This is a genomic window from Saccharothrix lopnurensis (assembly GCF_042658445.1).
Lineage (GTDB): Bacteria > Actinomycetota > Actinomycetes > Mycobacteriales > Pseudonocardiaceae > Actinosynnema > Actinosynnema lopnurensis.
In genome coordinates this window covers 35,783-61,012 of the sequence record NZ_JBHSQO010000019.1, presented here as the reverse complement: position 1 = coordinate 61,012, position 25,230 = coordinate 35,783, and the positions used below count along the sequence as shown (strand labels likewise).

The window sequence follows — 25,230 nt, the reverse complement described above, 5'->3', positions numbered from 1 at the left end:
CGGGCTCAGGCAACGGGCACGTCCAGCTCGGCCAGCAGCGCGCGGACCCGTCGTTCGATCTCGTCGCGCACCGGCCGGACGTCCTCGACCGCTTTGCCCGCGGGGTCGTCCAGCACCCAGTCCAGGTAGCGCTTGCCGGGGTGAACCGGACAGGCGTCGCCGCAGCCCATCGTGACCACGACGTCGGCGGCGCGGACGATCTCCTCGGTCCACGGCTTGGGGAACTCGCCGGAGATGTCGACGCCCCGCTCGGCCATCGCGGCGACCGCCGCCGGATTGATCTCGCGACCGGGCTCGGAGCCGCCCGACCACGCCACGGCGCCGTCACCGGCCAGGTGCCGGAAGAAGCCCAGGGCCATCTGGCTGCGCCCGGCGTTGTGCACGCACAGGAACAGCACGGCGGGCTTGCCGTCCCGCTGGCGCCCCTCGACCCGGGCCAGCGCGTGCAGGCGTTGCCGGGCGAAGCGCTCGGCCAGCAGGGGCAGGTAGTTGGCCACGGTGCTGCCCGCGGCGAACCGGCCGTAGCTGGAGTACAGGAACCGCTCGATGGTCTCCGCACCGAAGACCCCGTCGAACGCCTCGCGCAGGCGGGACGCCGCGGTGCGCAGCGCCAACTGCTGGTCGACGCTCAGGTCGTTGCGCCGGTACTCGTGCGTCGTCGGCATGGCCGGACCCCCAACAATTTCAGTCAGTGTTTGTTGACTCAATACTCGTTGAGCCTTAGCGTTGGAGTCAACCCGCCGAGCTACGACGGCGGATCCACTTCTGCGAGAAACGAGTTCCATGACGCGCCTGGTGGTGATCGGGGGCAGCGACGCGGGCATCAGCGCGGGACTGCGCGCCCGCGAACTGGATCCGACCGCACGACCGCTGCTGGTGGTCGCCGACGCCTACCCGAACTTCTCCATCTGCGGCATCCCCTACCACGTCTCCGGCGACGTCCCGGACTGGCGATCGCTGGCCCACCGCACCCGCACCGACCTGGAGGACGCCGGGCTGGATCTGCGGTTGGACACCCGCGCGCTGTCGATCGACCCGAGACGCCAGGTCGTAACCGTGCGGGACGCCACCGGCACCCACGAAGTCGGCTATCACAAGCTCGTGGTGGGCACTGGCGCCGTGCCCGTCCGCCCGCCGATCACCGGCCTGGACGACCTCGGCCCCGCCGACGGCGTGCACCTGCTGCACACCATGGACGACACCTTCGACCTCACCGCGAGCCTGGGCCGGGCCCCGAAGTCCGCGGTCGTCGTGGGCGCCGGCTACATCGGCCTGGAGATGACCGAGGCCCTGCACGCCCGCGGCCTGCGGGTGACCGTCGTCGAGCGGCTGCCCCAGGTCCTGCCCACCGTCGACCCCGAGCTCGGCGCCCTGGTCGCCGACGAGCTGCGGGCCCACGACGTCGACGTGCGCACCGGCACCACCGTGCAGCGCATCACCAAGACCGACGACGGCCTGCTGGTCACCGGCAACCAGGACCTCGACCTGCGCACCGACCTCGTGCTCGTCGTCGTCGGCGTGCGCCCAGACACCGCCCTCGCCGAGACCGCCGGCGTCGCCTTGGGCGTACGAGGCGCGATCGCCGTCGACCGCCACATGCGCACCAGCGTCGACAACGTCTACGCCGCCGGCGACTGCGTCCACACCCACCACCGCGTGCTGGGCACCGACACCTACCTGCCGCTGGGCACCACGGCGCACAAGCAGGGCCGCATCGCCGGCGAGAACGCCCTGGGCGGCGACCGCGAGTTCGCCGGCTCGTTGGGCACCCAGGTGCTCAAGGTGTTCGACCTGGTCATCGCCCGCACCGGGCTGCGGGAGCACGAGGCGGGCGGGTTCAGCCCGGCCACCGTCGCCACGGTGGCCGACGACCACAAGCGCTACTACCCCGGCGCCCACGGCATCCACATCCGGGTCACCGGTGACACCGGCACCGGCCGCTTCCTCGGCGCCCAACTGGTCGGCCACCTCGACAGCGCCGTGCACAAGCGCGTCGACACCTTCGCCACCGCCCTGCACCACGGCATGACCGTGCCCGACCTCGAAGACCTCGACCTGTCCTACACGCCGCCGCTGGGCAGCCCGTTCGACGCGGTGCAGACGGCGGCGCAGGCGTGGGCGCGCGAGCACGGGTGGTGTCGATCGCACCGGGTTGACGCGGACATTCCGCCTCAAGCAGCATTGAGTCAATGAGCACTGACTGGCCTTCGGACCTGGTGGAGCGGGCGCGCCTGCACGCGGCTCTGGGCGAACCCGCCCGCCTGGCCGTGGTGGAACTGCTGCTGCTCGGCGACGCCTCCCCCAGCGAGGTCGGCCGCGAACTCCGGCTGCCCAGCAACCTGCTCGCCCACCACGTCAAGCTGCTGGAGCAGGCCGGGGTCGTCGAGCGGTCGCGCTCGGAGGGCGACCACCGCCGCACCTACCTGCGGCTGCGCACCACCGTGTTCACCGATCTGGTCCCCACCGGATTCCGCCGGGCGCCGCGCGTGGTGTTCGTGTGCTCCCGCAACTCCGCGCGCTCGCAACTGGCCGCCGCGCTGTGGAAGGAGCGCAGCCCGGTGCCCGCCGCGAGCGCGGGCACCCGGCCCGCCGACCGCGTGCACCCACTGGCCCTGGCCACCGCCCGCGCCCACGGCCTGTCGCTGCCCCGTGCCCGCACCCACCACCTCGACGAGGTGCTCCAGCCCGACGACCTGGTCGTCGCCGTGTGCGACAACGCCCACGAGGAACTCGGCGCCGACCGCACGGACCGGCTGCACTGGTCCGTGCCGGACCCGGCGGCCGTCGGCACCGAGGACGCCTTCGACACCGCCTTCCGCGACCTGGCCGACCGCGTCGAACGCCTCGCACCCGCCGTCCACCCCACTGCGTAGCCGATCACCACCTGATACCGAAGGACAACCGCGTTGAACCGCAAGCCCGAGGTCCTGTTCGTCTGCATCCATAACGCCGGGCGCTCCCAGATGGCCGCCGCGCTGCTCCAGCACCACGGCTTGGGCCGCGTCGAGGTCCGCTCCGCCGGCTCCGCGCCCGCCGACCAGGTCAACCCCGCCGCCGCCCAGGCCCTCGCCGAGTGGGGCCTGGACATCACCGCCGAGGTGCCCAAGAAGCTCACCACCGAGGCCGTCGAAGCCTCCGACGTCGTCATCACCATGGGCTGCGGCGACACCTGCCCCGTCTTCCCCGGCAAGCGCTACCTCGACTGGGAGCTCCAAGACCCGGCCGGCCAGGGCGTCGAGGCCGTGCGACCGATCCGCGACGACATCGACCGCCGTGTGCGGGGCCTGCTGGCCGAACTGCTCGACCAGCCGGCCTGACGGATCACCCCGGTTCCGGTGGTCCGTGCGGGCCACCGGCATCAGGACGGCAGGGCACCCTGCTGTTGAGCGAGGTCGAGCAGGCCGTCGACTCGCAGGGCCGTGGTTCCGACGGTGTGGAACAGGCGCATCACCGCCTGGTTGTTCCACTCGGCGCTGGCCGGTCCCGCCAGGGCCTTGAGCAGTCGCCGCGGTTCGGGCTGCACGTGCACCAAGCCACCGCCGTAGAGCATGGCCTCGGCGACCTCCCAGTCCGTGTAGACCCTGTCCGGCGGCGCCTCCCCCTCCCTCCACGTGCCGGTCGTGGCGAACAGCACGCTCTTGCGGGCCCTGTTGTAGTCCTCCCGCAGATCGTCGAACCCCTTGGCGATCAACGGATCGGTGCACCCCTGCCGGAATTGGCCGAAGCAGATTCCGAGCGAGACCATGTCGCTCTGGGACAGGAACGGGCGCAGCACCGAGGCCAGGTAGTGCTGCTGGTCCTCAGTGGCGGGCGGGAACAGGAACCTGCTCCCCTGCGGCGAGCCGACCATCGTGAACGAGAACGAGTACACCGCGGTCGCGAACAGCGGGTGGGTGCGCACCTTCGCGGCCTGCACGCGGAACGCCTCCACCCGCTCGCCCACGCCGACCTGCTGCACCGGCTTCCTGCCCATGGCCGGGCAACGTACGCCCACCCACCGACAAAAGCATCCCGGACATCACGGCCGGCAGCCGCCGGTCACCGGCCCAGGCGCCGCACGACGTAGCGGGCGTCCGGCCCGACACCGCGCAACGTCGCCGAAGACAGGCTGCGCTGCCACTCCAACCCCACGAACCCCAGCCCGGGATGGGTGGTCGACAGGCCCGAGCGGTGCCGGGGGTAGCCATTGGCGTCCAACGCGCCCATCGCCTCCAAGTACCCCAGTCCCGGCCGGTACCCGGTGGCCAGGATCAACGCGTCGACCCGTTCACGGATGCCGTCGAACCAGGTGACCGCGTCACCGTCGAGGCCGGTGAACATCGGCCGATGGTCGGGCCGACCCGCCGTGATCGCGGCCCGATAAATGCCCTCGTCCAACACCGGGGTGGAGAACTGCTGGGGCAACCACCGCCCGACCGGTGCCCGGTCCACCCCGGTCACCGACCACCACCAGTGCACGTCCCGCCCCAACGGACGCTGGTTGACGAAGTGGACCGGCTTACGGCTGGCCAACGTCACCCGCGCTTCCGCCGCCAACTCGTGGGCGATCTGCACCGCCGAGTTGCCCGCACCCACCACCACGACCCGCTTCCCGGCGTACGGCTCCGGGTTCCGGTACTCCGCCGCGTGCACCACCGCGCCGGCGAACCGCTCCAACCCCGGCAACGCCGGCCGGTAAGGCGCGCCGAATCCCCCGGTCGCCGCGATCACCCGCCGAGCCGCCACCCGCTCACCACCGGCCACGACCACCTCGAACCCGCCCGCACCGGCCACGACCTTCTCCACCCGCTGCTCGGCGCGGATCTCCACCCCCAGCCACTCGGCGTACCGCGCCAGGTAGGCCACCACCTCGTCCCGGTGCGGGTACCGGTCCGGATCACCGCCGAACGCCAGGCCCGGCAGCGCGCTGTACCGGGCGGGCGAGAACAGCGTCAGGCTGTCGTAGTAGCCCGCCCACGACCCCGTCGGCCGGTCTCCCGCCTCCAGCACCACCGGGCTTCCACCTGCGAATTTCACCGCGTGCGCGGCTGCCAGACCCGACTGGCCAGCACCGATCACCAACACCTCAACCATCGACATAGATCGATAGTATTGGGAGTTCGCGAAATGACGATATGGTAGTCATCATGACCTCGTGGTCGAACTCGGCGAGGCGTCCCGCCGCTTTCTCAAGGCCCTGGCCAGCGAGAGCCGCCAGCAGCTCATGCTGGAGTTCGCCGGCAACGCCGAACTGACCGTCGGCCAAGCCGCCGAACGCCTGGGCATCGCCCACTCCACCGCCAGCGAGCAGCTCTCCGCCCTGCGCCAAGGCGGCCTGCTCACTGCCCGCCGCGACGGCAAGACCGTCTACTACCGCCCCAACCCCACCGGCATCACCGCCGCGCTCACCGAACTCCAAGCCCACCTCGGGAGCTGCTGCCCACCGACCACCGACCCGCACACCGACTGATCAGCCTTCGAACAGCCACGTCCACATCGAGGTCCGGGTGTCCTCGACGCCGACGCTGTTCGTCCTCGATAGCGGGAGCAGGTGGCATCGGTGGTCGGTGCGCGGCCGACCCCGACCTCGCGGGCCCTGTTCGACACCGCCGTCGGGTCCGACCAGCCGACACGATCGACCAGTTCGGCATCCGGTTCCGGGTGTAGCTGCGACTGCGGCTGAACGCCACCCGTCCCGAACTGGCACGATGCCGCGCCGCTCCACGTCAGAGGTCGGCCATCCACCGACCGGTCCAACCACCAAGACTGCGGTTGATTCGCGATTCACGATTCATTATTCTCGGCTCATGTCCCTCGCCGAGTGCCCACCAAGACGCCGGGCGTCGTTGTTGGTGTTCGGGAACCGGTACAAGCTGGAGTTGCTGGCCGCTCTGGCCACCGCCGCGGAGGAGGGCGTGAACCTTTCGGCGCTCGCGAACGAGCAGGGGGTGTCGGCGAGCGTGTACTACGGGCCGGTCGGGGATTTGCTCCAAGCGGGCCTTGCGGAGAAACTACCCCGGCAGTTGCCTGATCGTCGTCGCTGGTACCGCAGGACCGAGGGTGCTGTGTGGCAGTCCCTGCGCACGCTGGCGGAAGAACTCGCGACGATCGAGGTGAAGGCATCGTGACCACGACTGCGCTGGCGGCGGCCGTTCGTGCCGCCAAGAGCACGTCGGCGACCGGTTCGAGCCGGGACACCCGCCTCGCCCGGAGCGCGATCGTGACGCTGTTCGGGTCGGTAGCGGGACTTGTCTACGAGCTCGACGAGGTGGAGGCTTCCCGACGTGCCACGGAGCAGTTCTCACCGTTGACGGACCTGGCGGTCCTGGACGTGCTCATGGGCATGCCCGCGGGGCTGCCGGTCGCACTGGAGGACCTGACGGAGCGGGAACGAGGCATCCTCCGTCGCTGCCCACCTGGCGCGGTCGACGTCGAAGGCGGTCACCTCGTACGTCGAGCGGTACCGCCGCTGTCGGTTCACCTCGCCGTCGTGACCGCCAGGGATTGGAAGGTCGGGTTGAGGCGCGCAGGTCGATTCGCCCCGTTTTGCACGCGTATGGTCCTGCTTCCCACCGTGCCGGGGGATCCGAGCGAACTCGACGTCCGGGCGTCGTTCTACGGGTGCGGTGTCGCCGTGCTGGATGGTCAGCGGTTGGAGGTCCTGGTCGAGCCCGGCCAGTACACCCGCAGGCGGCACACCCCGGCGCAGTGGCGGTTCGCCGAGCAGGTCTATGCCGAGATCACGGCGTGCGCGACCGGCTATCCGACGATGCCGGAGCCCACCACGCGGGCAACTCAGACCATGCCTTGAGCGTGTTGGGGGCGTTGAACGCGCCTTCCTGTTCGATCAGCGCGTTGACGATGCCGCAGTGGGCAACCGCGTCGGCGCAACGCCGCTTCCACCACTCCGCACGTTCGGCCAGCACGCGGTACCGGTGCATCTCCGCGATCCACGGAGTCCAGATGCGGATTCCGTGGGCATGGGCGGCATCGCGATCGGACTTGTCAGTGAACCTGTCCAGGCCCTGACCGGCGCACGCGGGGCAGGGACAGGTCTGGGGTGGCCGAGTGTTGCCGAAGCGCTCGGCGAGCAGACTGCCTTTGTGGAAGGACATGAGCTCGGGGTGCAACACGCTCGGCGAGTAGTCCGGTTCCTTACCGCTGGACCGCGCGAACTGACCGAACGGCACCACGTGGCGCCGACTTCCGCCGGTACCGATCGACGCCGCAAAGGCACCGTGGCTCAGGACGTCGAAGGCGGTGAGATCGGTGCGGAAGACGGCGACGTGACCGGCTTCGGCGACCAGGCGCCTCAGGTTGGCGACTGCGGACTTGTAGCGCTTGAGCGGGTCGAACTGCCCGCCGAGCAGGACGACCTTGGGGAGGGCCAGGCGCTTGAGCACAGCGATCAGCGAGTCGATGTGGTCGTTGCTGAGCCAGGCGACGTCGATCGGGACGCTGAAAAGCACGTCGTCGCTATCAAGGGCAGCCACGATCTTGGCCGCCGCCTTGAGCGGGCCGATCTCGCCCGCGCGGAAGTACGCGGTCGGGGTCATCACGGCGGTCACGCCCGCGTCCCTCTGCCCCTGCAGCACATCGCTCAGCGAGGCTCCGAACAAGCCCCCCGAAGGCAGGACAAAGGGTTCCTCCGCAGTGGCCGCCGCACTCGCGTAGCCCTCTGGGTCGGCCAGCAGCAGTCCTTGGTAGCGACTGCGGCGCAACTCGCGGACGGCCTTGCACGCCTTCTTGCCGCTGAGCACCAGTCCGTCGACGTCCGCGAGCAACGGCATGAGCGTGCCGCGGTCGGTATCGAGGTTGGTGTGGACCAACACCCGGTCGGTCAGCTCCCCGATCGGCCCTGGCGGGGCAGCCGGTGCGGGTCGCAGGCCCAACGCGTGCAGTGCGGCCGCACGGGCTTGGGTTTCGTCGGTGGGAGGACGCGGAGCGGGCAGGTTGGCAGGGGACATGTTGGTCACGATGAGACCTCCGCGGTGATCGGCGGTGCGAACGATTCACCGGTGCCGCTCTCCTCGGTGCCGGTGTCGTCCAGGTAGAGCCTGGTGAACTCGTCAGGGGTCAGTCGGGTCATCCGGGCGAGGTCGTCCGCACCCGCGCCCATGCTCAGGTGCCAGTCCACCAGCGACCGCACGGCGACAGGCCGCTCGTTGTCGAGCGGATCCGGCTCCGTCGTGCGGTAACCGATACTGGACATCTCGACCGCCAGGGTGCGGTGCTGCCAGTCGCTGATCACCCCGAGCGTGCGCGCCCGGCGCAGCAACGCCCACATCGAAACCCTCCACCGCTGCTTCAGCGACAGCAGCAGCCGCAGGTCGACGATGCCCCGGAACTCGTCCCGGATGTCGGCGGCGGGCATCAGCAGTTCCGCGGCGAAGCGGTTGGCCTGTTTCTCCTGGTCGGGATGCGGCGTGGAGTGCATCACCATGTGACCGAGCTCGTGGGCCAGTGTGAAGCGCTGTCGGTCACCGGGAGTGCCGGAGTTGAGCAGCACGACCGGGTCCTCCCCCGCCGCGCACGCGCTGATCGCATCCACCGGCACGCTCTCGTTGCCCGAGTCCAGCGGCACCGGGGCGACCAGGGCGCGCCGCAGCACCAGCCCGCCAGCGTCTTCCACCAAGGACAGCACGGAGTCCAGCGGTCCGCGTGGGATCCCCCACTCCGCTCGAACGATGCCGGCGGCTTCTTCGGGCGGGCTGTAGTCGTCCACCGGGATCTGCGGGATCGAGAGCTTGACGACGCGTGGCACATCACCGAGCAGGCCCTTGAGCTGGATGCGGGTCAGGTTGAGCACCGCGTGAATGCGGCGCAGGTCAGGCGCTGCCACCGCCTGCTTCTTTCGGTGGTGGACCAGCCCAGGACCCGCCCCGACCTCCGCCTCACGCACAACCAGCAACCCAGGCGGGTAGCCGAGGGCGCAGGCATACAGTTCAAGTCGATCACCGGACACCGTCAGTCGACCAGCCTCCGCCCGACTGACGTACGCCTGGCTCACCTTCGACCCGTGGCCCTCCAGCGCCTTCATGGCCTCAGCCACGTCGCCCTGCTTCAACCCGCGCGAGTCACGCGCGAGCACCAGCATCCGCGGCTGTGCGGCGACGTCGGACTGCTCCACCACCTGACCTCCAAGATCGCCTCAAAAGTGTACCACGATATATACCGCCTTCCATTCACCTTCGTTGACGCCCACCAGGTTTCGGATACCGGGCAGCACCCCGAGCGGGGACAGGCTGGCCGCGCGCACCACCAACGGTGCCACCCGCACCGACGCCCCTGGCCGGAACACCAGGTTCAGCACACTGGCGAAACCGAAGATCAACATCAGCTCACGACGGTGCCCATGATCACCATGGTTGCCCCCAAAACGGAGTGACCAGCCGGGCGGATTCATTCCCGCATGATCTTTCAACACGCCTTGACCTCAGACATGTCCGCCGACTCCCATACGGAGTTGGGTCTCCTGGGCGCGTTCTGCGGCGGCACTGGCTCCGCAGTGGCGGGACATGTCCTCGGAAGTTCAGCCGAGAAGCAGCATCAGGTCACCGGTATCGCCGCCGGCGCGCTTCCACTCGTGGGCGAAGTTGTGGCGCCAGCGGTGGGCGTGGACGCCGGTCAGGCCGGCAGCCAGGCCGCGCCGCTTGAGCATGATCTTGATGCCGTTGGGGGCCAGGCGGCGGACGCCGCAGTCGGCCAGCCACAGGTCGGGCAGGTCGGCTCCCTTGTGCTTGGCGCGGGCCCGCAGGTAGCGACTCAGGGCGCGGGCGGTCTTGGGGCCGAAGTGGACGCGGCGGTCCTTGTTGCCCTTGGCGTGGTAGTGCGCCGAGTCGGTGCTCATGTCCAGGTCGGCCAGGGTCAGGTTGCCGACCTCGGACAGCCGCGCGCCGGTGTTGCAGTAGAGGCGGATGATCGCCTCGTCGCGCAGCTGGACGAAGTCCTTGCCCTTGCAGGTGCCCAGGACCCTCTTGGTGTCGTCGTCGCGGATGACGGGGATGAGCTTCTTGGCCGGTTTTGGACTGCTTGACCCGCTCCATCGGCGAGCGGTCGATGTCCTCCCCATTGACCATCAGCCACTTGAAGAACTGCTGCAACCCTTTGTTGGCGGCCGAGCGGGTGTCGATCAGCCACGCCTGGAACGCCTCGACGTGGCCCTTGGTCACCACGCACGGGTCGTCGTCGGCGTCCGGGTCGGGCGAGTGCTCGGCCAGGTACCGCGCCAACTGAGCGGCGGCGAGCAGGTAGTTGTAGCGGGTCGTCTCCGGGTGGTTGGCCGAACGCAGGGTCCGGTCCCAGTCCCGCAGGTACCCGGCCCAGGTCTTCGACAGGCCGGTGGTGATCTTGTCCAAGTCCAGCAGGAGCATCGCGGTGGCCCCTCCGAGTCAAGGTATCACTGAGCGGCATGCTCGACCTCGAAGAACGAACCAAGATTACAAAAACGAGGGTCCTCGCAGTGCCTGACCTGCGAAGACCCTCTTGGCCGTCAGGACGACAGGATTTGAAACTGCGCCCCCTTGACCCCAGTTCAGGGTCAGGAGCGCCGGGCGCTAAGGCCGCACCAGAGGAACAGTTGCGGACGCAGGAACTATTTCAGTTGTATTTCGATATACCAGCACTGCCCTATTTATAAGCCCAACCGCCATGCGGGTCACAGTTGCGATCTTCACTGGTCCCGGAGGGCCAGCGCTGCCGCTGGCTGCTACCGACGCCTCGGTCGGTTCCAAGTTGCGATCCTCGCTGGTCCCGGAGGGCCAGCGCTGCTAGAGCTTGGTGTTCTGCTGCTGGGTCTCGACGACGTTACGATCCTCGCTGGTCCCGGAGGGCCAGCGCTGCCGCGCACCACCTGCGGCCACTCCGCGTAGCCGAGGTTGCGATCCTCGCTGGTCCCGGAGGGCCAGCGCTGCATCATGGCGCCCGCCACGCGCGGGTCCCGGTAGTAGTTGCGATCCTCGCTGGTCCCGGAGGGCCAGCGCTGCACGGTCGCCCAGATCACAGGAGCCTCCTCACTCGAAGTTGCGATCCTCGCTGGTCCCGGAGGGCCAGCGCTGCGGTCCAGGTCATCGCCCTCGTCGGCGAGGTAGCGGTTGCGATCCTCGCTGGTCCCGGAGGGCCGCGCTGCGCGCGTGTATCGGGCGCTGAGGCGCAAGGGGTACTCGTTGCGATCCTCGCTGGTCCCGGAGGGCCAGCGCTGCCCGTCACCTGGTCGCTTCGTCCGGGCGCGGATGGTGTTGCGATCCTCGCTGGTCCCGGAGGGCCAGCGCTGCGTGGCCAAGCTGGGCCGCAAGAACGCCGCGGCGCTGTTGCGATCCTCGCTGGTCCCGGAGGGCCAGCGCTGCTCGTAGTCGTCGAGCTGATCGAGCACCGTGGACAGGTTGCGATCCTCGCTGGTCCCGGAGGGCCAGCGCTGCCCTGCACGACCAGCGTAGACACCCATCCAGACAGGATGTCAGGCAGCAGAATTCCCACAGGGCGGGATGACGCGCCATCGATCGGTTGGGAACCTTCCGGCGTGTCGTGACACGCTCCGGGTTCCGAACCTCGCGACACCGTCCCCACCAAAAGAGCCGTCCATGTACGTCCACGCGTTTTCGCGTCGTGCCACATCCTACGACACCGCAGCTCTCCACAAGAGATCAATTTTTGTCAACACTGAAGTCATAGTCTTTGTATAAATTCTTAGTCCGAGCATCTGCGCGCTTCGACCAAGCTGCGGCCAAGCGGTGCCAGCCGATCCTTTCCCGTGCGGAGGGACACGACCACGGAACACCGGAGGTCGGCAGTGCATGCCCGTTCACCCTGCTGGGTGGAACGGGCGACGGATCCGGTGATCGACTGTCCCCGAAGGGACCGCAGACGGAGTTCAGGGGTGTCCTCGACATCCCCGTCGACGACGGACACGCCCCAGTCGCCGCGGAGGTCGCTTATGAACCGGTCCGATCGCTCCTCGTCCAAGCCCACGACACCGACCACGCGAAGGCCGTCCACTTCCCCGTCGTCGCTCCCTGTCGGAACCTGCGACACACCACCTCAACACCGATACAACCCGGTGGTGGCGAGCGGCGCCGAGGACACGGAGTCGGTGTTGCGGCTGTACACCCCGGCGCGGGCGGCGGAGGTGTTGGCGGTGAGGGAGTCCTGGCTTCGCCGCCGGGCCGGCAGACGCCAGGTGCCGTGCACATTCCCGGGCAAGCACCTGCGGTTCTCCGCAGCCGACCTGCACGCCATCACCGCCCAGGGCGCCCGCGGCCTTCGTCCGCCACACCACCGCACGACCCGGTAAACGGCCCCGCCCCGCGACCATCTCGCCCGAAAGAGCCAAGAAATCCGGTGGTCAACCGGGACTCATCTCGGCCCTGGTGACCACATACGGCTTGACATCTGTCCTGTATGGAGCGTCCATATCCGCTGCCCGACCACGGGCGCACCACCAACTCGACCGACAGGGAGTCCGACATGGCATGGGTGGAAAAACACGGCCCCGCCTGGCGCGTCCGCTACCGCACCCCCGACGGGACACTCGCCTCCGAAACCGGCTTCACCCACCACACCACCGCCAAGGACCGAGCCCGCGACATCGAATCCGACCTACGCCGCGGCACCTTCGTCGACCCCACCCTCGGCGACCTCCCCCTACGGGAATGGGTCCCGACCTGGCGCGAAGCCCACGACGTCAGCCCCACCACCCAGGCCAAATACGACTCACACCTGCGCAACCACATCCTCCCCAAGTTCGGCGACACACCACTCAAAGAGATCAGCCGCATGACCGTCAAAGGCTGGATCAAAACCCTGCGACGCTCCCTGGCCGAACGCACCGTGGGCGATGTGGTGACGCTGTTGTCGATGCTGCTCGGCGACGCGGTGGACGAAGGACTCATCGGCGCCAACCCCTGCCGACGGTTGCGGGTTGACACCGGCGACCACGACGAGCGACCTCACGCATCGCCGTGGCAGGTCCGCACCATCGCCCAGCGATGCTCCCCCGCCACGGCCGTGCTGGTCGTCACAGCCGCGTACACGGGCCTGCGCTGGGGCGAACTGGCCGGACTGCGCCGGCACCGCGTCGACCTCACCCGCGGCACCATCACCGTCGACCCGAAGGACGGCGCACTGCAAGAAGTCAACGGCCGACTCGAACTCGGACCACCCAAGACCAAGGCCAGCGCCCGCACCGTCCATCTACCGCCGTTCCTCGTCGAACTGCTCAAAACCCACCACGCCGAGCAGAACGAGCGGCTCCGCGAGCACGTCTTCACCGGAGCAGACGGCGCGCTGCTGCGCCGAACCAACTTCCGACGCCGCACCTGGCTACCGATCGTCGGCGGCGACACCCGACGCGGCTGGGCACCCGTCCTACCCGGCCTGCACTTCCATGACCTACGTCACACCCACAAAACCTGGCTCATCGAGGACGGCGTTCCGGAGGTTCTCCAGCACAAGCGGCTGGGCCACCGGATGCCGGGCATCCGGGGCACCTACTCCCACGTGACCCAGGTCATGGTCGACGCCATGCTGGACGGGCTGCAGCGGCGGTGGGAGCGATCGGTGGTGACCTCTACACCGAACGGAGGGGTGACCACATACGGTGCAGTTGATCACACCAAGATCATCTGCTCCCAATTTGCTCCCACGACAGCCAAAAAGCCGATCGGTGAAGATCACCGACCGGCTGTCTGACCTGCATATATAACTAGTGGACGATACTGGGATTGAACCAGTGACCCCTACCGTGTCAAGGTAGTGCTCTCCCGCTGAGCTAATCGTCCGAGGCGGAGACGGGAATCGAACCCGTGTACAGGGCTTTGCAGGCCCTTGCCTAAGCCACTCGGCCACTCCGCCAAGACCACCTGAAGGCTAGCACTCAGGGGTTTGGCCTGAGCCCAAGGGACCTCTGCCGAGCGGATGACGAGACTCGAACTCGCGACCCTCACCTTGGCAAGGTGATGCGCTACCAACTGCGCTACATCCGCATGCCCCGCAGGATTTCGCGGAACTTTCCCTTGTGGGGCTTCGTTCCGGTCTTCCCCGGTGCGAGAGGAACTTTATTACATGCCCCGCGGCAGGATCAAATCGGGGGCCCCCTACGCCCCCGGCAGGCCCGCCACCTGCACTTTTAGGTCAGGTCGTTGGAGATCAGGTGGGTCAGGGCCTCGTCCACGTCGACCCAGAGGTGCTCGTTGCCCGGCACGACGACGTCGTAGGTGCGGTCGAGGAAGTCGGCCAGCTCCTGCGCGGACGCCTCGAACATGGCGTGGCCGGAGGGCGAGCTGAGTTCGATCACCACGACCTCGGGGTCGTCGGCGGCGGGGCGGATGCGGACGTCGCCGTCTCCCGCGTCGGCGATCAGGCCGTCGGCGAGGAGGTCCCTGGCGAACACCCATTCGACCCAACCGGCGCGGCCGGTGCGGAAGGCCGCAACCACCGCGTACGGGTCTTTCGTGTCGTAGCGGAGCTCCACCTGTACCGGGACGGCCGGGGTCCGCGGCGCCAACAGGTCGAAGACCGCTGTTGAGCGGAGTGTCACGTGATCATTGCGCATCGTCGTTACCCTCTTCTCCCTTCCCGGTCCTATGGAACGACCGAGCTCTCCTGTTGTGACGGCTATGTGGCGAGGAACGCTCGACTCTAGCCGGTATCTCACCCGATTGGGGCTATGTCGCTCCGATGGGCCACCGTGTAGATACTCTGCGTGTCCGGTCCATGAGGCTCCTCCCATCTTGCTGGGTTTAACCTGAACCCGGTACCGGCTGTTGCGCGAATGTTGGACGTGAGGACCTCTCTGGTGGCTGGCTCACCCCCATCGGCACCGCCCGGCGCTCCCGGCCGACCATCCGATGCCGAGCTCGTCGGCCGGATCTCGACGGGCGACCGGGCCGCGTTCGGTGAACTCTACGACCGGTACGCGAGACCCGCGTACTCACTGGCCCGGCGTGTTTGCGTCGACCCGGACCTGGCCGAGGACGTGGTCCAGGAGGCTTTTCTCGCGCTCTGGCGCAACCCCTCGGGCTACGACCGGGCACGGGGCGGCTTCAGCACGTGGCTGATGACCGTCGTGCACCACCGGGCCGTCGACGCGGTGCGCCGGGAGAACACCCAGCGCAAGCGGAACGTGCCGCTCACCGACGAGGTCTCCGAGCGCAACGCGCCCTCCGTGGAGGGCGCGGACAGCGCGGCGCTGACCGGCGTGGTGGGGGCGCAGGTGCGGGAGGCGCTGCGCGGGCTGCCCGAGGACCAGCGGCAGGTGATCGCCCTGGCCTACCTGGGCGGCTACACGCAGGCCGAGGTGGCGGCGTTGACCGGGATCCCCCTGGGCACGGTCAAGTCGCGCACGTTCGCCGCGATCCGCAGGTTGCGCACGACGCTGCGGTCGGCTTGGGCTGGGGAGACCGGCGGGGACGCGCCGGGCTGGACGACGGGAGCACACCGGTGACCGGGGAGCGGCGGGGCGACTGGTGCCCCCAGGAGGAGCTCGCGGTCGGGTTCGCGATGCACGCGCTCGAACCGGACGAGGAGGCGCGGCTGCGCGACCACCTGCCCGGCTGTGCGCGGTGCCGAGAGGCGATCCGCGCGACCGAGGAGGTGACCGCGGCGCTCGGCGCGTCGGTCCCCCAGCTCGACCCGCCGCCGCGGCTGCGGGCGCGGCTGATGGCCGCCGTCGAGCAGGAACCGCAGGAGAGCGGGCCGCGGCCGGTGGCCGAGCCGGTCGTGCTGGAGACCCGGCGACGTCGCGGCGGCACGTGGCGGCGGGTGCTCGCGGCGGCGGCCGGGGTCGCGGTGCTCGCGGCGGGCGGGGTGGCCGGGGTGCGGCTGGACCGGCTCGGTGACGAGGTCGCGGCGCAGGGTGAGCGGGCGGACCGGCTGGAGGGCGCGTTGCGGCTGGCGGCCGATCCTTCGGCGAGCCGGGCCGTGCTGCGGACGGGTTCCGGCGAGGAGGTGGCGGTGCTGCTGTCCGCCGACGACGGCGCCGCGGTGGTGCCGACCCGCCTCTCCACCAACGACCGGGAGCACACCTACGTGGTGTGGGGCACGAGCACGAACCCGGCGGCGCCGCTGGCTGTGTTCGACGTCACCCCGGACGGTTCGGTGGTGGGGTTGGCCGGGTGGTCGTCCGACGCGCACCGGCACACCGGCTTCGCCATCTCGCTGGAACCGGGGCGCGCGATGCCCGCGGAGCCGACGGATGTGGTCGCGGCCGGTCAAGTCGCCTCCACCTGAGGCGGTCATGGGCCATGATGTGCGCATGACCACGACGGAGCGCGAAAAGACCGCCGAGGAGACGGGGTACCGCCCCTGGTTCCGCCGCAACCCCGCGCTGAACCTCGCCTACCGCATCGGTGTCGGCGTGGTCGGCGGCCTGGTGCTGGCGGGCGGCGTGCTGATGATCCCCTACCCCGGTCCGGGGTGGTTGGTCGTCTTCGCGGGCCTGGCGATCCTGGCGACCGAGTTCGCGTGGGCCGGACGGGTGCTGCGGTTCGCCAAGCGCTACTACGACGCGTGGGTCGCGTGGCTCAAGCGGCAGAACGTCGTGGTGAAGGCGCTCGTGCTCGCCGCCACCGGGCTGGTGGTCGCGGTCACCTGCTGGCTGCTCGGGGCGTTCTCCCTGGTCGGCGGTTGGTTCGGACTGGACTGGGCGTGGTTGGAGAGCCCGATTTTTGGTTCTCGCGGATGATGTTGTAAGGTATGACCACACCGCGAGAGCGGGAGCGGGAACCGAATACGGGCGATTAGCTCAGCGGGAGAGCGCTTCGTTCACACCGAAGAGGTCACAGGTTCGATCCCTGTATCGCCCACAGTGAGTTTTACCAGGTCAACGGCCTGTCGAGGATTATACTCGACAGGCCGTTGATCGTTGTGGGAGCAAATGAGGAGCAGGCGATCTTGACCACCTCCGCATTTGCGAAGGTGGTCATGGTGGGGTGCTCCCGGTCTGCCCCCGGCGGGTCTGGAGTCCGGTGAGCACAACGCCGGCGGAAGCCGCCGTCGAGCCCGGTGAACACGAACCGCGCGCCGGGGTGGTGTCGTCGAGCAGGTCGGCCAGGAGCGGCGGCAGGTGCACGACGCGGACGCGTCCCCGCGTCCCGACCGACACCGGACCAGCGCTCGCCGCAGTGGGCGATCCCCGGGAGGACCGGGCGCGGAACACCGAAGCAGCCGAAAGCACGCGGTCTGCCCTGTCCCTGTGGGTGTTATGGTCGGCGCGCCGCGGGCGATGGCACGCCGGCAACCACAACTCCACACCCCTGCTCGGACGGGGAAGCCGGTCGAAATCCGGCACTGTCGCGCAACCGTGGGCCGCCTTGTTCAGGCGGCGAGTCGGGTCGCCGGACGAGCAGGCGCACTGTCCTACCACTGTCGCGAGAAGCAGGGGTGACGACCACGATGTGGTGTCGATCCGTGTCCCGCGGTCGACGCCGGTCGTCCGCACTGGTGCCGGCCGTTGCCGTGCTGATCGCCTCAAGCGCCCCCGGGGTCGCGGCCGCGGCCCCCGACCACCCCGCCGCGGTGGCTGCCGCGCGGTGGCTGGCCGGGCAGCTCTCCGCGGACGGCACGCTGGAGAACCCGCTGGGCAGCCCGTTCCCCGACCACGGCCTCATGATCGACGTGCTGTTCGCCGCCCACGCGACCGGGCAGGGCCACCTGGCCGAGCCGATCATCGGCCACCTGGACGACCAGGGCCACGCCAGTGACTACTTCACCTGGGACGGCTACGCCCCCGGGCAGGGCTTCGACGCGATCATCGTCGGCGGGGCGGCGGCGAAGGTGCTGGTGGCGGCGCAGGTGGCGGGCCGCGACCCGCGGAACGTCGACGGCTACGACATGGTCGCCGAGACCCGGGCCGCGATCAGGCGCTCGGGTCCGGACAAGGGCCGGGTCAGCGACTACTCGAAGAACCCGGACTTCGCCGACTCGGTGAGCAACAACGCCAACACCTTCGGCCAGGCGCTCGGCGTCATCGGCCTGGCCGTCGCGGGCGAGCACGACCAGCTCGCCCTCGACCGGCTGCTGACCCAGCAGTGCCGGGACGGCTACTTCCGGATCTTCTACGAGTACGTCCCCGCCGCACCCGGGGACACCGGCGAGCACGTCAACCCAGCCGGGTACAGGCTGTCCACCTGCGACGAGGGCGTTCCCCACGACAAGGCGCCACCGGACCGCGACTCCACGGGCATCGCCCTGTCCGCGCTGCTGGCCGCGCGCGAGTCGGGCGTGCGGGGGTTGGACCGGCCGATCGACAAGGCCGTCGCGTGGTTGAAGGAGGAGCAGACCGCGGGCGGCGGGTGGGGCGGCGGTGTGGGCACCGAGGCGCCCAACACCAACAGCACCGGCCTGGTCGTGCAGGCGCTGGCCGAGGCGGGCGGCGCAGAGGCCCACGTGGCGCGCGGGGTGGCGTACCTGAAGTCGGCGCAGGTCACCGAGGCCGACGCGGGCACCGCGCTGGCCGGCGAGGTCGGCGCGATCGGCTACCACCCCGAGCACTACCAGGGCGCCAAGGTCGACGGGCTCGGGCCGGTCGACACCTGGGTCCGCGCCGGGGCGCAGGCCGCGATGGGCCTGGCCCAGGTCGGCTTCTACGAACTGGCCCGGGGACGGGTGCCGCAGGAGGAGCCGCCGAGCACCACCGCCACGACGTCGCCGACCACCACGGCTCCCCCGACGCCCGCGACCTCGACGGTGACGGTCGTCAGGCAGGCGGGGAACCCCGCTCCCCCACCCGGTTCGCGACGCGGCGCCGTGCTCGGCCCGGCCCCTGCGGCGCAGCCGAGCGGTTCGGCCCCCGCGGGTCGCCTGGGCGCCTACCTGGCGGGCGGGCTCGTCGGCGGCGACCACGTCGAGGTCACCGAGGGCGGGACGACGTTCGTGGACTACGAGGCCACCGCGGACGTGGTGCTGGCCCTGCGCGCGCTGGGCGAACAACCGGAGGCCGTCGAGCGCGCCACCCGGTTCCTGCTGCGGCCCGAGTCCGTCGACGCCCACGCGCACGGCGTGCCGTACGAGGAGGGCGAGGCCGCCTACGCCGAACCGCTGGCCAAGCTGCTGCTCGTCGCCCGCTTCGACCAGGACGAGGACGACGCCCCGACGGACCTCGCCGCGACCGTCGACCGGCTCTCCGCCGACCTGGCGGGCCTGCGCGGCGACGACGGTCGGTTCACCGACACCGGGTCCTTCGCCGACACCGACGAGTCGGTGCGCCGCCACGCCTGGGCCGTCGCGGCGACGGTCGCGGCCGGCGGCGACGCCGGGAAGTCCGTCGACCTGCTGGTCGACGCGCGGTGCGCGGACGGCTCGTTCCCCCTCGACCTGGTCGGCGAGGACTGCGGGACCGGTGACCTCGCCGCCACCGCCGCCGCGGTCACCGCGCTGAACCTGCGCGGCCACGACGACGGCGAGACCGGCCACACCGCGCCGGGGGACTGGTCGCCCGAGCGCACCGCGGCCCTGGTCGACGGGGCGAGGGCGCTGGGCGCCCGCACCGCACCGGACGGCCTCGTCGTGAACGGCGACGCGGGTGCGGACGTGGCGCTCAGCGCGACCGTCGCCGCCGGGCGGCGGACCGCGGGCCTGAACGCGGACACCGCGGCGCGGTCGCTGGGCACGCTGCTGCTCGACGACGGCGGCCTGCCCGGACCCGACGGCGCGGCGGACTTCGCCACCAGCCTCGCCGCGGCCCCCGGCCTGGCCGGGCGCTCCTGGGTCGAGGCCGAGGGCTCACCGGTCGCCCCGGTCGTGCGGCTGCCGCTGGCCGAGCGGAAGCCCCACCCCGAAGCGCAGCCCGTCGCCTCGACCTCGGCGCGGGCGTGGTCGACCGCGGCGCTGGGAGGGGTCGCGCTGGCCCTGGTGATCGGTTTCGCACTCGGACGTTCCACCGCACGCAGGAAGAACCACCAGGGAGCAGCACCGTGAGACGAGTCCTGTCCGTCCTGTCCGCGCTGGCCGTGTCGCTGACGACCGCGGTGGCCGTCGCGCCCTCGGCCGCGGCGGCCGGCTACAACGGCGTCTGCACCGGCGCGGACGCCCTGAGCGGCGTCACCGTCGTCATCGACTTCCGGGAACTGGACGGCAACGGCGGCGTCGCCGCCCCGACCACCACCCGCTGCTCGCCCAACCCCAGCCCCGGCACCGCACGCACCGGCATCAAGGCGTTGCAGGACGCGGGCATCGCGGTCGCGGGCGTGGCGCGGTGGGGCCTGGGCTTCGTGTGCCGCCTGGACAACCGCCCCTCCTCCACCGAGTCGATCCCGCGCGCCTCCAACCCCACCTACAAGGAGGCGTGCGTCGTCACGCCGCCCGCCGAGGCGTACTGGTCGTACTGGCACGCCGACGGCGCGGGCAGCACCTGGACCTACAGCAGCTACGGCGCGCTCAACCGCGACGTCACCCCCGGCGGTTTCGAAGGCTGGTCGTTCTCGCTGAACAAGACCGCGTCCACCAACCCCGCGCCCGGCGTCACGCCCACCAACCCGGCAGTGGGGCCGACCAACCCCGCGGTGGGCCTGTCGGTCAACGACATCGACCGCAGGATCACCCTCGGCCAGAGCACCTCGCTGACGTGGACCTCGACCAACGCCACCTCGGTCACCGCGCACTCCGTCTCCCCCACCACCGGCGGCGGCTCCTGGTCCGGCGAGCTGGCCGTGACCGGCGGCACGCAGAGCATCACCCCCACCGCCAAGGGCACCTACACCTACACGATCAAGGCCACCGGCGCCGGTGGCACGGTGTACTCGACCACGACCCTGACGGTCCAATGACCCGACGCCTGTTCGGCGCGGTGGCCGCTGCCTTCCTGGTGGTGGCCACCGCGCCGCACGCGCACGCCGTCGACCACAGCAAGGGGCAACCCGGGTTCTGCCCGTCCGGCACCGGCGTGACCGTGGTGGTCGACTTCCAGCAGTTGGGTGGCACCACGCTGGTGCGCTGCAACCCGCAAGGCGCTCGCGGCACCGGCCTGGACGCGCTCAAGGGCGCGGGTTTCCAGGTCGCCGGGGTGCAGCGGTGGGGCGAGGCGTTCATCTGCCGCGTCGAGAACCGGCCCTCCGCGGTCGAGACGATCCCGGTCCAGGGCAACGACGGGTACCGGGAGGCGTGCATCGACACCCCGCCGGCGGCCGGGTACTGGTCCTACTGGCACGCGGGCAACAACTGCGCGTGGGAGTACAGCCAGTGGGGCGTGAAGAACCGCGACTTCGTCCCCGGCGGCTTCGAGGGCTGGTCGTTCTCGCTCAACGCCACCTCCGAGAGCAACCCCACCCCGCGCGTCGCGGCGGTGCGCCCCGGCACCGAGGGGCAGGCGTGCGTCGCCCCTGATGAGGGGAAACCCTCGTCCAACGACCTCGACGAGAAGCAGGACGACGTCCGGCCGGACCCGGCCGGACAGCAGCGCCCACAGCAGCAGCCCACGACCGCTCCGGACGAGCCGGGCGAGGTCCAGTCCGGCACGGCCGCGCTGCCACCGCCCAGGCCACGCGCGAGCGCGTCGCCGAAGTCCCCCGCGCCCGACCCGAAGCGCAACGTCGCCTTCGACGGCGGCCAGGACGCGCCCGACGTCACCGAGGTCGTCGCACAGCAGTCCGGGGCCAGTGACCTCGCGCCGTGGGCGGCAGCGGGCGTGATCGTGCTCCTGGCGGCCACGACCCCGCTGGTGGCGCGGCGGCGTCGGCGGGCGCGGGACGCCTAGGTGCTCACCACGTACTTCCTGCCGCGCGACCTGCACCCCGCAGCATGGTGGGTGTGGGCGCTCGGGCCGGCGGTGGCGGCGGCGCGCACCACCAACCCCTGGCTGCTGCTCGCGATCATCGCGGTGGCCTGCCACGTCGTGGTCGCCCGCCGCGGCGAGGCCCCGTGGGCGCTGGCGTTCCGCCTCTACCTCTACCTCGGCGCGGTCGTCGTGGGCATCCGCGTGTTCTTCCGCATCGTCTTCGGCGGCGCGGAAGGATCCACGATCATCCTGCGGCTGCCGGAGATCCCGCTGCCCGCGTGGGCGGCGGGCATCCGCCTGTTCGGCGACGTCTCCGCCGAATCCGTGCTCGGCGGCCTCTACGACGGCCTGCGCCTGGCGACCATGGTGATCTGCCTGGGCGCGGCCAACGCCCTGGCCAACCCCAAGCGGCTGCTCAAGGCCATGCCACCCGCCCTCTACGAGATGGGCACCGCCGTCGTGGTCGCCCTGTCGGTGTTCCCCCAGCTCGCCGAGAGCGTGCTGCGCGTGCGCCGGGCGCGGAAACTGCGCGGCGGCACCAGCCGCAAGAGGTTCAAGGCCCTGCACGTCATCGTCATCCCGGTGCTGGAGGACGCGCTGGACCGCTCGCTGCGGCTGGCGTCCTCGATGGACTCCCGCGGCTACGGCCGCGCCGCCCTGGTCGACGCCCGGCAGCGGGTCGCCACCGGCACGCTGATGATCCTCGGGCTGATCGGGGTGTGCGTGGGCGTCTACGCCACCCTCGACGGCACCACCCCGCGCTTCCTGGCCGCCCCGGTGCTCGTCGTCGGCACCGCGGTGGGCCTGGTCGGGTTCCACCTGGCGGGCAGGCGGGTGCGGCGCACCCGCTACCGCCCCGACCGGTGGCACGCGCCCGAACTGGTCGTGGCGGCGAGCGGCGTCGGGGTGGCCGTCGTGCTGTTCGCGTCGTCCAGCGTGGACCCCACGAACCTCAACCCGTCGCTGACCACCCTGTCGTGGCCGCTGCTGTCGTGGCCGCCGCTGATCGGCGTGCTCCTGGGCGTGCTGCCCGCGTTCCTGTCCCCGCCGCCCGCACCGCTGCACCCCGAGGCAACCGACCAGGAGGTGACCGCGTGATCGAGTGGAGGCAGGTCGCCTTCTGGTACCACGGCCGACCGGACCCCGTGCTGGCCGGCGTGGACCTGACCATCGGGGAGGGCGAACTGGTGCTGGTCGCCGGCCGCACCGGCTCGGGCAAGTCCACGCTGCTGGGCACCGTCAACGGCCTGGTGCCGCACTTCACCGGCGGCCACCTGGACGGGGTGGTGACGGTGGACGGCGTCATGACCCGCTCCCGACCGCCACGCGAGTTCGCCCACCTCGTCGGCGTCGTCGGCCAGGACCCGTTGGCGGGGTTCGTCACCGACACCGTCGAGGAGGAACTGGCCTACGGCATGGAACAGCTGGGCGTGTCCCCGCAGGTGATGCGCCGCCGCGTGGAGGAGACCCTGGACCTGCTGGGCATCGCCGACCTGCGCCGCCGCGCCCTGCGCAACCTGTCCGGCGGCCAGCAGCAGCGCGTCGCCATCGGCTCGGTGCTCACCACCCACCCGAAGGTGCTGGTGCTGGACGAACCGACCTCCGCGCTCGACCCCACCGCCGCCGAGGACGTCCTCGCCACCCTGGCCCGGCTCGTGCAGGACCTGGGCACCACCGTGCTGATGGCCGAGCACCGCATGGAACGCGTCGTGCCCTTCGCCGACCGCGTGGTCTACGTGTCCGGGGACGGCGGGGTGGTCGACGGCACACCCGCCGAGATCCTGCGCGACACCCCCATCGCGCCCCCGATCGTGGAACTGGGCCGGCTGGTCGGGTGGGACCCGCTGCCGCTGTCGGTGCGCGACGCCCGCCGCCGCGCCACCACCCTGCGCGCCGACCTCACCCCGTCCTCGCCGCGACCCGCCCCGACCGGCGGCACGCTGCTCACCGGCTCCGGCGTGGTCGTGCGCTACGGGCCGACCGTCGCGGTGCGCGGGGTGTCGCTGGACCTGCACGCGGGCGTGGTGCTGGCGCTCATGGGCCGCAACGGCTCGGGCAAGTCCTCGCTGCTGTGGGCGTTGCAGGGCTCGGGGCCGCGCCAGGGCGGCACCGTGCGCGTCGGCGGCGCCGATCCCGGGGCGCAGACCAGCGCCCAGGCCCGCAAGCTCGTCGGCCTGGTGCCGCAGACCGCGAGCGACCTGCTCTACCTGGAGACCGTCGCCGACGAGTGCGCCGCCGCCGACCTCGAATCCGGCGCCCCACCCGGCACCTCCCGGACCCTGCTCGACCGGCTGGCCCCCGACATCGACCCCGACCGACACCCGCGCGACCTGTCCGAGGGGCAGCGGTTGGCGCTGGTGCTGGCCGTGCAGCTCTCGGCCGCCCCGCGCGTGGTGCTGCTCGACGAACCCACCCGCGGCCTGGACTACACCGCCAAGGACGCCCTCGCCCGGGTGATCGGCGCGTTGACCGCCGAGGGTCGCGCGGTGGTCGTGGCCACCCACGACGTGGAGTTCGTCGCCCGGATCGCCGACCGGGTGGTGGTCATGGCCGAGGGCGAGGTCGTCTCCGACGGACCCACCGCCGAGGTGCTGGGCGGCTCCCCCGCCTTCGCGCCCCAGGTCGCCAAGGTGCTCGGGCCGGACTGGCTCACCGTCGACGAGGTGCGCGCCGCGCTGGCGGGGGTGGCGCGGTGATCCGCGACTGGGCCGACGCCGGCCGCGTCGTGCGCATCGGCCCCCGCTCCGCCACCGTGCTCGCGCTGGCCTCGCTCGCCGGGCTGATGATGTTCCTCTGGCCCCTGCTCGTCCGCGTCGAGCCGCAGTCCACGCAGCACGGGCCCGACGCGCCGTTCATCTTCCTGGCCATCCTGCCCGTGATCATCGTCATCGTGCTCGCCGAGCTGTCCGAGGGCGGCATGGACGCCAAGGCCCTCGCCCTGCTCGGCGTGCTGTCCGCGGTCAACGCCGCCCTGCGCCCGCTGGGCGCGGGCGTGGCGGGCATCGAAACGGTGTTCTTCCTGCTCGTGCTCGCCGGACGGGTCTTCGGCGCGGGGTTCGGCTTCGTGCTCGGCTGCACCTCGCTGTTCGCCTCGGCGCTGCTCACCGCCGGGGTCGGGCCGTGGCTGCCGTTCCAGATGCTCTGCTCCGCCTGGATCGGCGCGGGAGCGGGCCTGCTGCCCCGCCGCGTCACCGGCAAGGCGGAGATCGCCGTGCTCGTCGCCTACGGCATCGTGGTGGCCTACGTCTTCGGGTTCCTGATGAACCTGTGGTTCTGGCCGTTCATCACCGGCGCCGAGGTCGACTACCACGACGGCCACATCTCCTACGTGCCCGGCGCGCCCGTGCTGGAGAACCTGCACCGGTTCGCGGTCTTCACCCTGCTCACCTCCACCGCCGGGTGGGACACCGGCCGCGCGATCACCAACACGATCGCGATCCTCGTGCTGGGCCCGGCGGTGCTGGCCACGCTGCGCCGGGCCTCCCGCAAGGGCTCCCACGGGCTGCTGCCCACCTTCGGCGACCTCGGAGCGCCTGGCCGCTGAC

26 protein-coding genes, 4 tRNA genes and 1 CRISPR repeat array are annotated in these 25,230 nt (G+C 70.8%); of the genes, 19 read left to right on the top strand and 11 right to left on the bottom strand.

Annotated elements, in window-relative coordinates:
• Positions 1 to 5 precede the first annotated feature (5 nt).
• Positions 6 to 665 carry an arsenate reductase ArsC gene (locus ACFP3R_RS19905; protein ID WP_380637765.1) on the bottom strand — a complete coding sequence of 220 codons (660 nt, stop codon included), beginning with the start codon at positions 663 to 665 and terminating at the stop codon, positions 6 to 8.
• 118 nt (positions 666 to 783) lie between these two features.
• On the opposite strand from ACFP3R_RS19905, the gene ACFP3R_RS19900 reads away from it, so the two are divergent.
• Genes ACFP3R_RS19900 through ACFP3R_RS19890 form a run of 3 tightly spaced genes read left to right on the top strand, consistent with a single transcriptional unit; the run spans position 784 to position 3,317 of the window.
• Positions 784 to 2,193 (top strand): FAD-dependent oxidoreductase, encoded by a 1,410-nt coding sequence (locus ACFP3R_RS19900; protein WP_380637763.1) that lies wholly within the window; start codon positions 784 to 786, stop codon positions 2,191 to 2,193.
• Positions 2,190 to 2,873, top strand: a complete 684-nt coding sequence (locus tag ACFP3R_RS19895) for an arsenate reductase/protein-tyrosine-phosphatase family protein (RefSeq protein WP_380637761.1) — start codon at positions 2,190 to 2,192, stop codon at positions 2,871 to 2,873. The genes ACFP3R_RS19900 and ACFP3R_RS19895 overlap by 4 nt, the downstream gene beginning before the upstream one ends.
• A 33-nt stretch (positions 2,874 to 2,906) precedes the next feature.
• Entirely contained in the window at positions 2,907 to 3,317 is a 411-nt protein-coding gene (locus ACFP3R_RS19890; protein ID WP_380637759.1) for an arsenate reductase ArsC, read from the top strand.
• A gap of 41 nt (positions 3,318 to 3,358) precedes the next feature.
• Here the strand turns inward: ACFP3R_RS19890 and ACFP3R_RS19885 are convergent, their stop codons facing one another.
• A complete protein-coding gene (locus ACFP3R_RS19885) occupies positions 3,359 to 3,973 on the bottom strand; it encodes a hypothetical protein (RefSeq protein ID WP_380637758.1) in 615 nt (204 codons plus the stop codon).
• Between the two features lie 65 nt (positions 3,974 to 4,038).
• Positions 4,039 to 5,073, bottom strand: a complete 1,035-nt coding sequence (locus ACFP3R_RS19880) for a flavin-containing monooxygenase (protein ID WP_380637877.1) — start codon at positions 5,071 to 5,073, stop codon at positions 4,039 to 4,041.
• A gap of 61 nt (positions 5,074 to 5,134) precedes the next feature.
• Between ACFP3R_RS19880 and ACFP3R_RS19875 the strand changes: the two genes are divergently transcribed.
• The 3 genes from ACFP3R_RS19875 to ACFP3R_RS19865 all read left to right on the top strand — a co-directional run bounded on the left by ACFP3R_RS19875 (position 5,135) and on the right by ACFP3R_RS19865 (position 6,790).
• On the top strand, positions 5,135 to 5,449 hold the full coding sequence (locus ACFP3R_RS19875) for an ArsR/SmtB family transcription factor (protein WP_380637756.1): 315 nt from the start codon (positions 5,135 to 5,137) through the stop codon (positions 5,447 to 5,449).
• Positions 5,450 to 5,786: 337 nt separating this feature from the next.
• The gene (locus ACFP3R_RS19870; protein WP_380637754.1) at positions 5,787 to 6,107 is read left to right on the top strand and encodes a hypothetical protein; all 321 of its coding nucleotides are present in this window, start codon (positions 5,787 to 5,789) and stop codon (positions 6,105 to 6,107) included.
• A complete protein-coding gene (locus ACFP3R_RS19865) occupies positions 6,104 to 6,790 on the top strand; it encodes a helix-turn-helix domain-containing protein (RefSeq protein WP_380637752.1) in 687 nt (228 codons plus the stop codon). Before ACFP3R_RS19870 ends, ACFP3R_RS19865 begins: the two co-directional genes overlap by 4 nt.
• On the opposite strand, the gene ACFP3R_RS19860 is transcribed toward ACFP3R_RS19865, so the two are convergent.
• The 4 genes from ACFP3R_RS19860 to ACFP3R_RS19845 form a co-directional block, all read right to left on the bottom strand.
• Complete coding sequence (locus ACFP3R_RS19860; protein WP_380637750.1) at positions 6,720 to 7,955, bottom strand: hypothetical protein; 1,236 nt, start codon at positions 7,953 to 7,955, stop codon at positions 6,720 to 6,722. The genes ACFP3R_RS19865 and ACFP3R_RS19860 overlap by 71 nt on opposite strands.
• On the bottom strand, positions 7,952 to 9,109 hold the full coding sequence (locus tag ACFP3R_RS19855; RefSeq protein WP_380637748.1) for an ImmA/IrrE family metallo-endopeptidase: 1,158 nt from the start codon (positions 9,107 to 9,109) through the stop codon (positions 7,952 to 7,954). The genes ACFP3R_RS19860 and ACFP3R_RS19855 overlap by 4 nt, the downstream gene beginning before the upstream one ends.
• Positions 9,110 to 9,130: 21 nt before the next feature.
• Positions 9,131 to 9,406, bottom strand: coding sequence for a hypothetical protein (locus ACFP3R_RS19850; RefSeq protein WP_380637746.1), 276 nt, complete (start codon positions 9,404 to 9,406; stop codon positions 9,131 to 9,133).
• Between the two features lie 105 nt (positions 9,407 to 9,511).
• Entirely contained in the window at positions 9,512 to 10,051 is a 540-nt protein-coding gene (locus tag ACFP3R_RS19845) for a tyrosine-type recombinase/integrase (protein ID WP_380637744.1), read from the bottom strand.
• Between ACFP3R_RS19845 and ACFP3R_RS19840 the strand changes: the two genes are divergently transcribed.
• The 3 genes from ACFP3R_RS19840 to ACFP3R_RS19835 all read left to right on the top strand — a co-directional run bounded on the left by ACFP3R_RS19840 (position 10,039) and on the right by ACFP3R_RS19835 (position 13,665).
• The gene (locus ACFP3R_RS19840) at positions 10,039 to 10,215 is read left to right on the top strand and encodes a hypothetical protein (RefSeq protein ID WP_380637742.1); all 177 of its coding nucleotides are present in this window, start codon (positions 10,039 to 10,041) and stop codon (positions 10,213 to 10,215) included. The two genes, ACFP3R_RS19845 and ACFP3R_RS19840, sit on opposite strands and share 13 nt — an antisense overlap.
• Before the next feature lie 430 nt (positions 10,216 to 10,645).
• Positions 10,646 to 11,037: direct repeats of the CRISPR family, unit length 33 nt; unit sequence CGATCCTCGCTGGTCCCGGAGGGCCAGCGCTGC.
• A 107-nt stretch (positions 11,038 to 11,144) separates the two neighbouring features.
• The gene (locus tag ACFP3R_RS37835) at positions 11,145 to 11,330 is read left to right on the top strand and encodes a hypothetical protein (protein ID WP_417750599.1); all 186 of its coding nucleotides are present in this window, start codon (positions 11,145 to 11,147) and stop codon (positions 11,328 to 11,330) included.
• A gap of 1,111 nt (positions 11,331 to 12,441) precedes the next feature.
• Positions 12,442 to 13,665, top strand: a complete 1,224-nt coding sequence (locus ACFP3R_RS19835; protein WP_380637740.1) for a tyrosine-type recombinase/integrase — start codon at positions 12,442 to 12,444, stop codon at positions 13,663 to 13,665.
• Between the two features lie 17 nt (positions 13,666 to 13,682).
• Here ACFP3R_RS19835 and ACFP3R_RS19830 read toward each other — a convergent pair.
• The 4 genes from ACFP3R_RS19830 to ACFP3R_RS19815 all read right to left on the bottom strand — a co-directional run bounded on the left by ACFP3R_RS19830 (position 13,683) and on the right by ACFP3R_RS19815 (position 14,527).
• Positions 13,683 to 13,754, bottom strand: a tRNA-Val gene (locus ACFP3R_RS19830).
• Between the two features lies 1 nt (position 13,755).
• Positions 13,756 to 13,827 (bottom strand) — tRNA-Cys (locus ACFP3R_RS19825).
• Between the two features lie 58 nt (positions 13,828 to 13,885).
• A tRNA-Gly gene (locus ACFP3R_RS19820) sits at positions 13,886 to 13,958 on the bottom strand.
• Between the two features lie 143 nt (positions 13,959 to 14,101).
• Complete coding sequence (locus ACFP3R_RS19815; RefSeq protein WP_073893954.1) at positions 14,102 to 14,527, bottom strand: SsgA family sporulation/cell division regulator; 426 nt, start codon at positions 14,525 to 14,527, stop codon at positions 14,102 to 14,104.
• Positions 14,528 to 14,746: 219 nt separating this feature from the next.
• On the opposite strand from ACFP3R_RS19815, the gene ACFP3R_RS19810 reads away from it, so the two are divergent.
• The 10 genes from ACFP3R_RS19810 to ACFP3R_RS19765 all read left to right on the top strand — a co-directional run bounded on the left by ACFP3R_RS19810 (position 14,747) and on the right by ACFP3R_RS19765 (position 25,229).
• Complete coding sequence (locus tag ACFP3R_RS19810; protein ID WP_380637738.1) at positions 14,747 to 15,418, top strand: RNA polymerase sigma factor; 672 nt, start codon at positions 14,747 to 14,749, stop codon at positions 15,416 to 15,418.
• Positions 15,415 to 16,203, top strand: coding sequence for an anti-sigma factor (locus ACFP3R_RS19805; protein ID WP_380637736.1), 789 nt, complete (start codon positions 15,415 to 15,417; stop codon positions 16,201 to 16,203). The genes ACFP3R_RS19810 and ACFP3R_RS19805 overlap by 4 nt, the downstream gene beginning before the upstream one ends.
• A gap of 25 nt (positions 16,204 to 16,228) precedes the next feature.
• Entirely contained in the window at positions 16,229 to 16,657 is a 429-nt protein-coding gene (locus tag ACFP3R_RS19800; RefSeq protein ID WP_380637734.1) for a TIGR02611 family protein, read from the top strand.
• A 49-nt stretch (positions 16,658 to 16,706) separates the two neighbouring features.
• Positions 16,707 to 16,778 (top strand) — tRNA-Val (locus ACFP3R_RS19795).
• Positions 16,779 to 17,430: 652 nt separating this feature from the next.
• Positions 17,431 to 19,890, top strand: coding sequence for a prenyltransferase/squalene oxidase repeat-containing protein (locus ACFP3R_RS19790; RefSeq protein ID WP_380637732.1), 2,460 nt, complete (start codon positions 17,431 to 17,433; stop codon positions 19,888 to 19,890).
• Entirely contained in the window at positions 19,887 to 20,738 is an 852-nt protein-coding gene (locus ACFP3R_RS19785) for a hypothetical protein (RefSeq protein ID WP_380637730.1), read from the top strand. Before ACFP3R_RS19790 ends, ACFP3R_RS19785 begins: the two co-directional genes overlap by 4 nt.
• A complete protein-coding gene (locus ACFP3R_RS19780; RefSeq protein WP_380637729.1) occupies positions 20,735 to 21,664 on the top strand; it encodes an ABC transporter substrate-binding protein in 930 nt (309 codons plus the stop codon). Before ACFP3R_RS19785 ends, ACFP3R_RS19780 begins: the two co-directional genes overlap by 4 nt.
• Entirely contained in the window at positions 21,665 to 22,783 is a 1,119-nt protein-coding gene (locus tag ACFP3R_RS19775; RefSeq protein ID WP_380637727.1) for an energy-coupling factor transporter transmembrane component T, read from the top strand.
• Complete coding sequence (locus ACFP3R_RS19770; protein ID WP_380637725.1) at positions 22,780 to 24,381, top strand: ABC transporter ATP-binding protein; 1,602 nt, start codon at positions 22,780 to 22,782, stop codon at positions 24,379 to 24,381. Before ACFP3R_RS19775 ends, ACFP3R_RS19770 begins: the two co-directional genes overlap by 4 nt.
• Complete coding sequence (locus tag ACFP3R_RS19765; protein WP_380637723.1) at positions 24,378 to 25,229, top strand: ECF transporter S component family protein; 852 nt, start codon at positions 24,378 to 24,380, stop codon at positions 25,227 to 25,229. The genes ACFP3R_RS19770 and ACFP3R_RS19765 overlap by 4 nt, the downstream gene beginning before the upstream one ends.
• The last annotated feature ends 1 nt before the right edge of the window (position 25,230 follow it).

Coding starts and splice junctions, on each gene's coding strand:
- ACFP3R_RS19905 (WP_380637765.1), bottom strand. CDS start 665: ATGCCGACGACGCACGAGTACCGGCGCAACGACCTGAGCGTCGACCAG.
- ACFP3R_RS19900 (WP_380637763.1), top strand. CDS start 784: ATGACGCGCCTGGTGGTGATCGGGGGCAGCGACGCGGGCATCAGCGCG.
- ACFP3R_RS19895 (WP_380637761.1), top strand. CDS start 2,190: ATGAGCACTGACTGGCCTTCGGACCTGGTGGAGCGGGCGCGCCTGCAC.
- ACFP3R_RS19885 (WP_380637758.1), bottom strand. CDS start 3,973: ATGGGCAGGAAGCCGGTGCAGCAGGTCGGCGTGGGCGAGCGGGTGGAG.
- ACFP3R_RS19880 (WP_380637877.1), bottom strand. CDS start 5,073: ATGGTTGAGGTGTTGGTGATCGGTGCTGGCCAGTCGGGTCTGGCAGCC.
- ACFP3R_RS19870 (WP_380637754.1), top strand. CDS start 5,787: ATGTCCCTCGCCGAGTGCCCACCAAGACGCCGGGCGTCGTTGTTGGTG.
- ACFP3R_RS19840 (WP_380637742.1), top strand. CDS start 10,039: ATGTCCTCCCCATTGACCATCAGCCACTTGAAGAACTGCTGCAACCCT.
- ACFP3R_RS19845 (WP_380637744.1), bottom strand. CDS start 10,051: ATGGGGAGGACATCGACCGCTCGCCGATGGAGCGGGTCAAGCAGTCCA.
- ACFP3R_RS19835 (WP_380637740.1), top strand. CDS start 12,442: ATGGCATGGGTGGAAAAACACGGCCCCGCCTGGCGCGTCCGCTACCGC.
- ACFP3R_RS19815 (WP_073893954.1), bottom strand. CDS start 14,527: ATGCGCAATGATCACGTGACACTCCGCTCAACAGCGGTCTTCGACCTG.
- ACFP3R_RS19810 (WP_380637738.1), top strand. CDS start 14,747: ATGTTGGACGTGAGGACCTCTCTGGTGGCTGGCTCACCCCCATCGGCA.
- ACFP3R_RS19800 (WP_380637734.1), top strand. CDS start 16,229: ATGACCACGACGGAGCGCGAAAAGACCGCCGAGGAGACGGGGTACCGC.
- ACFP3R_RS19780 (WP_380637729.1), top strand. CDS start 20,735: ATGACCCGACGCCTGTTCGGCGCGGTGGCCGCTGCCTTCCTGGTGGTG.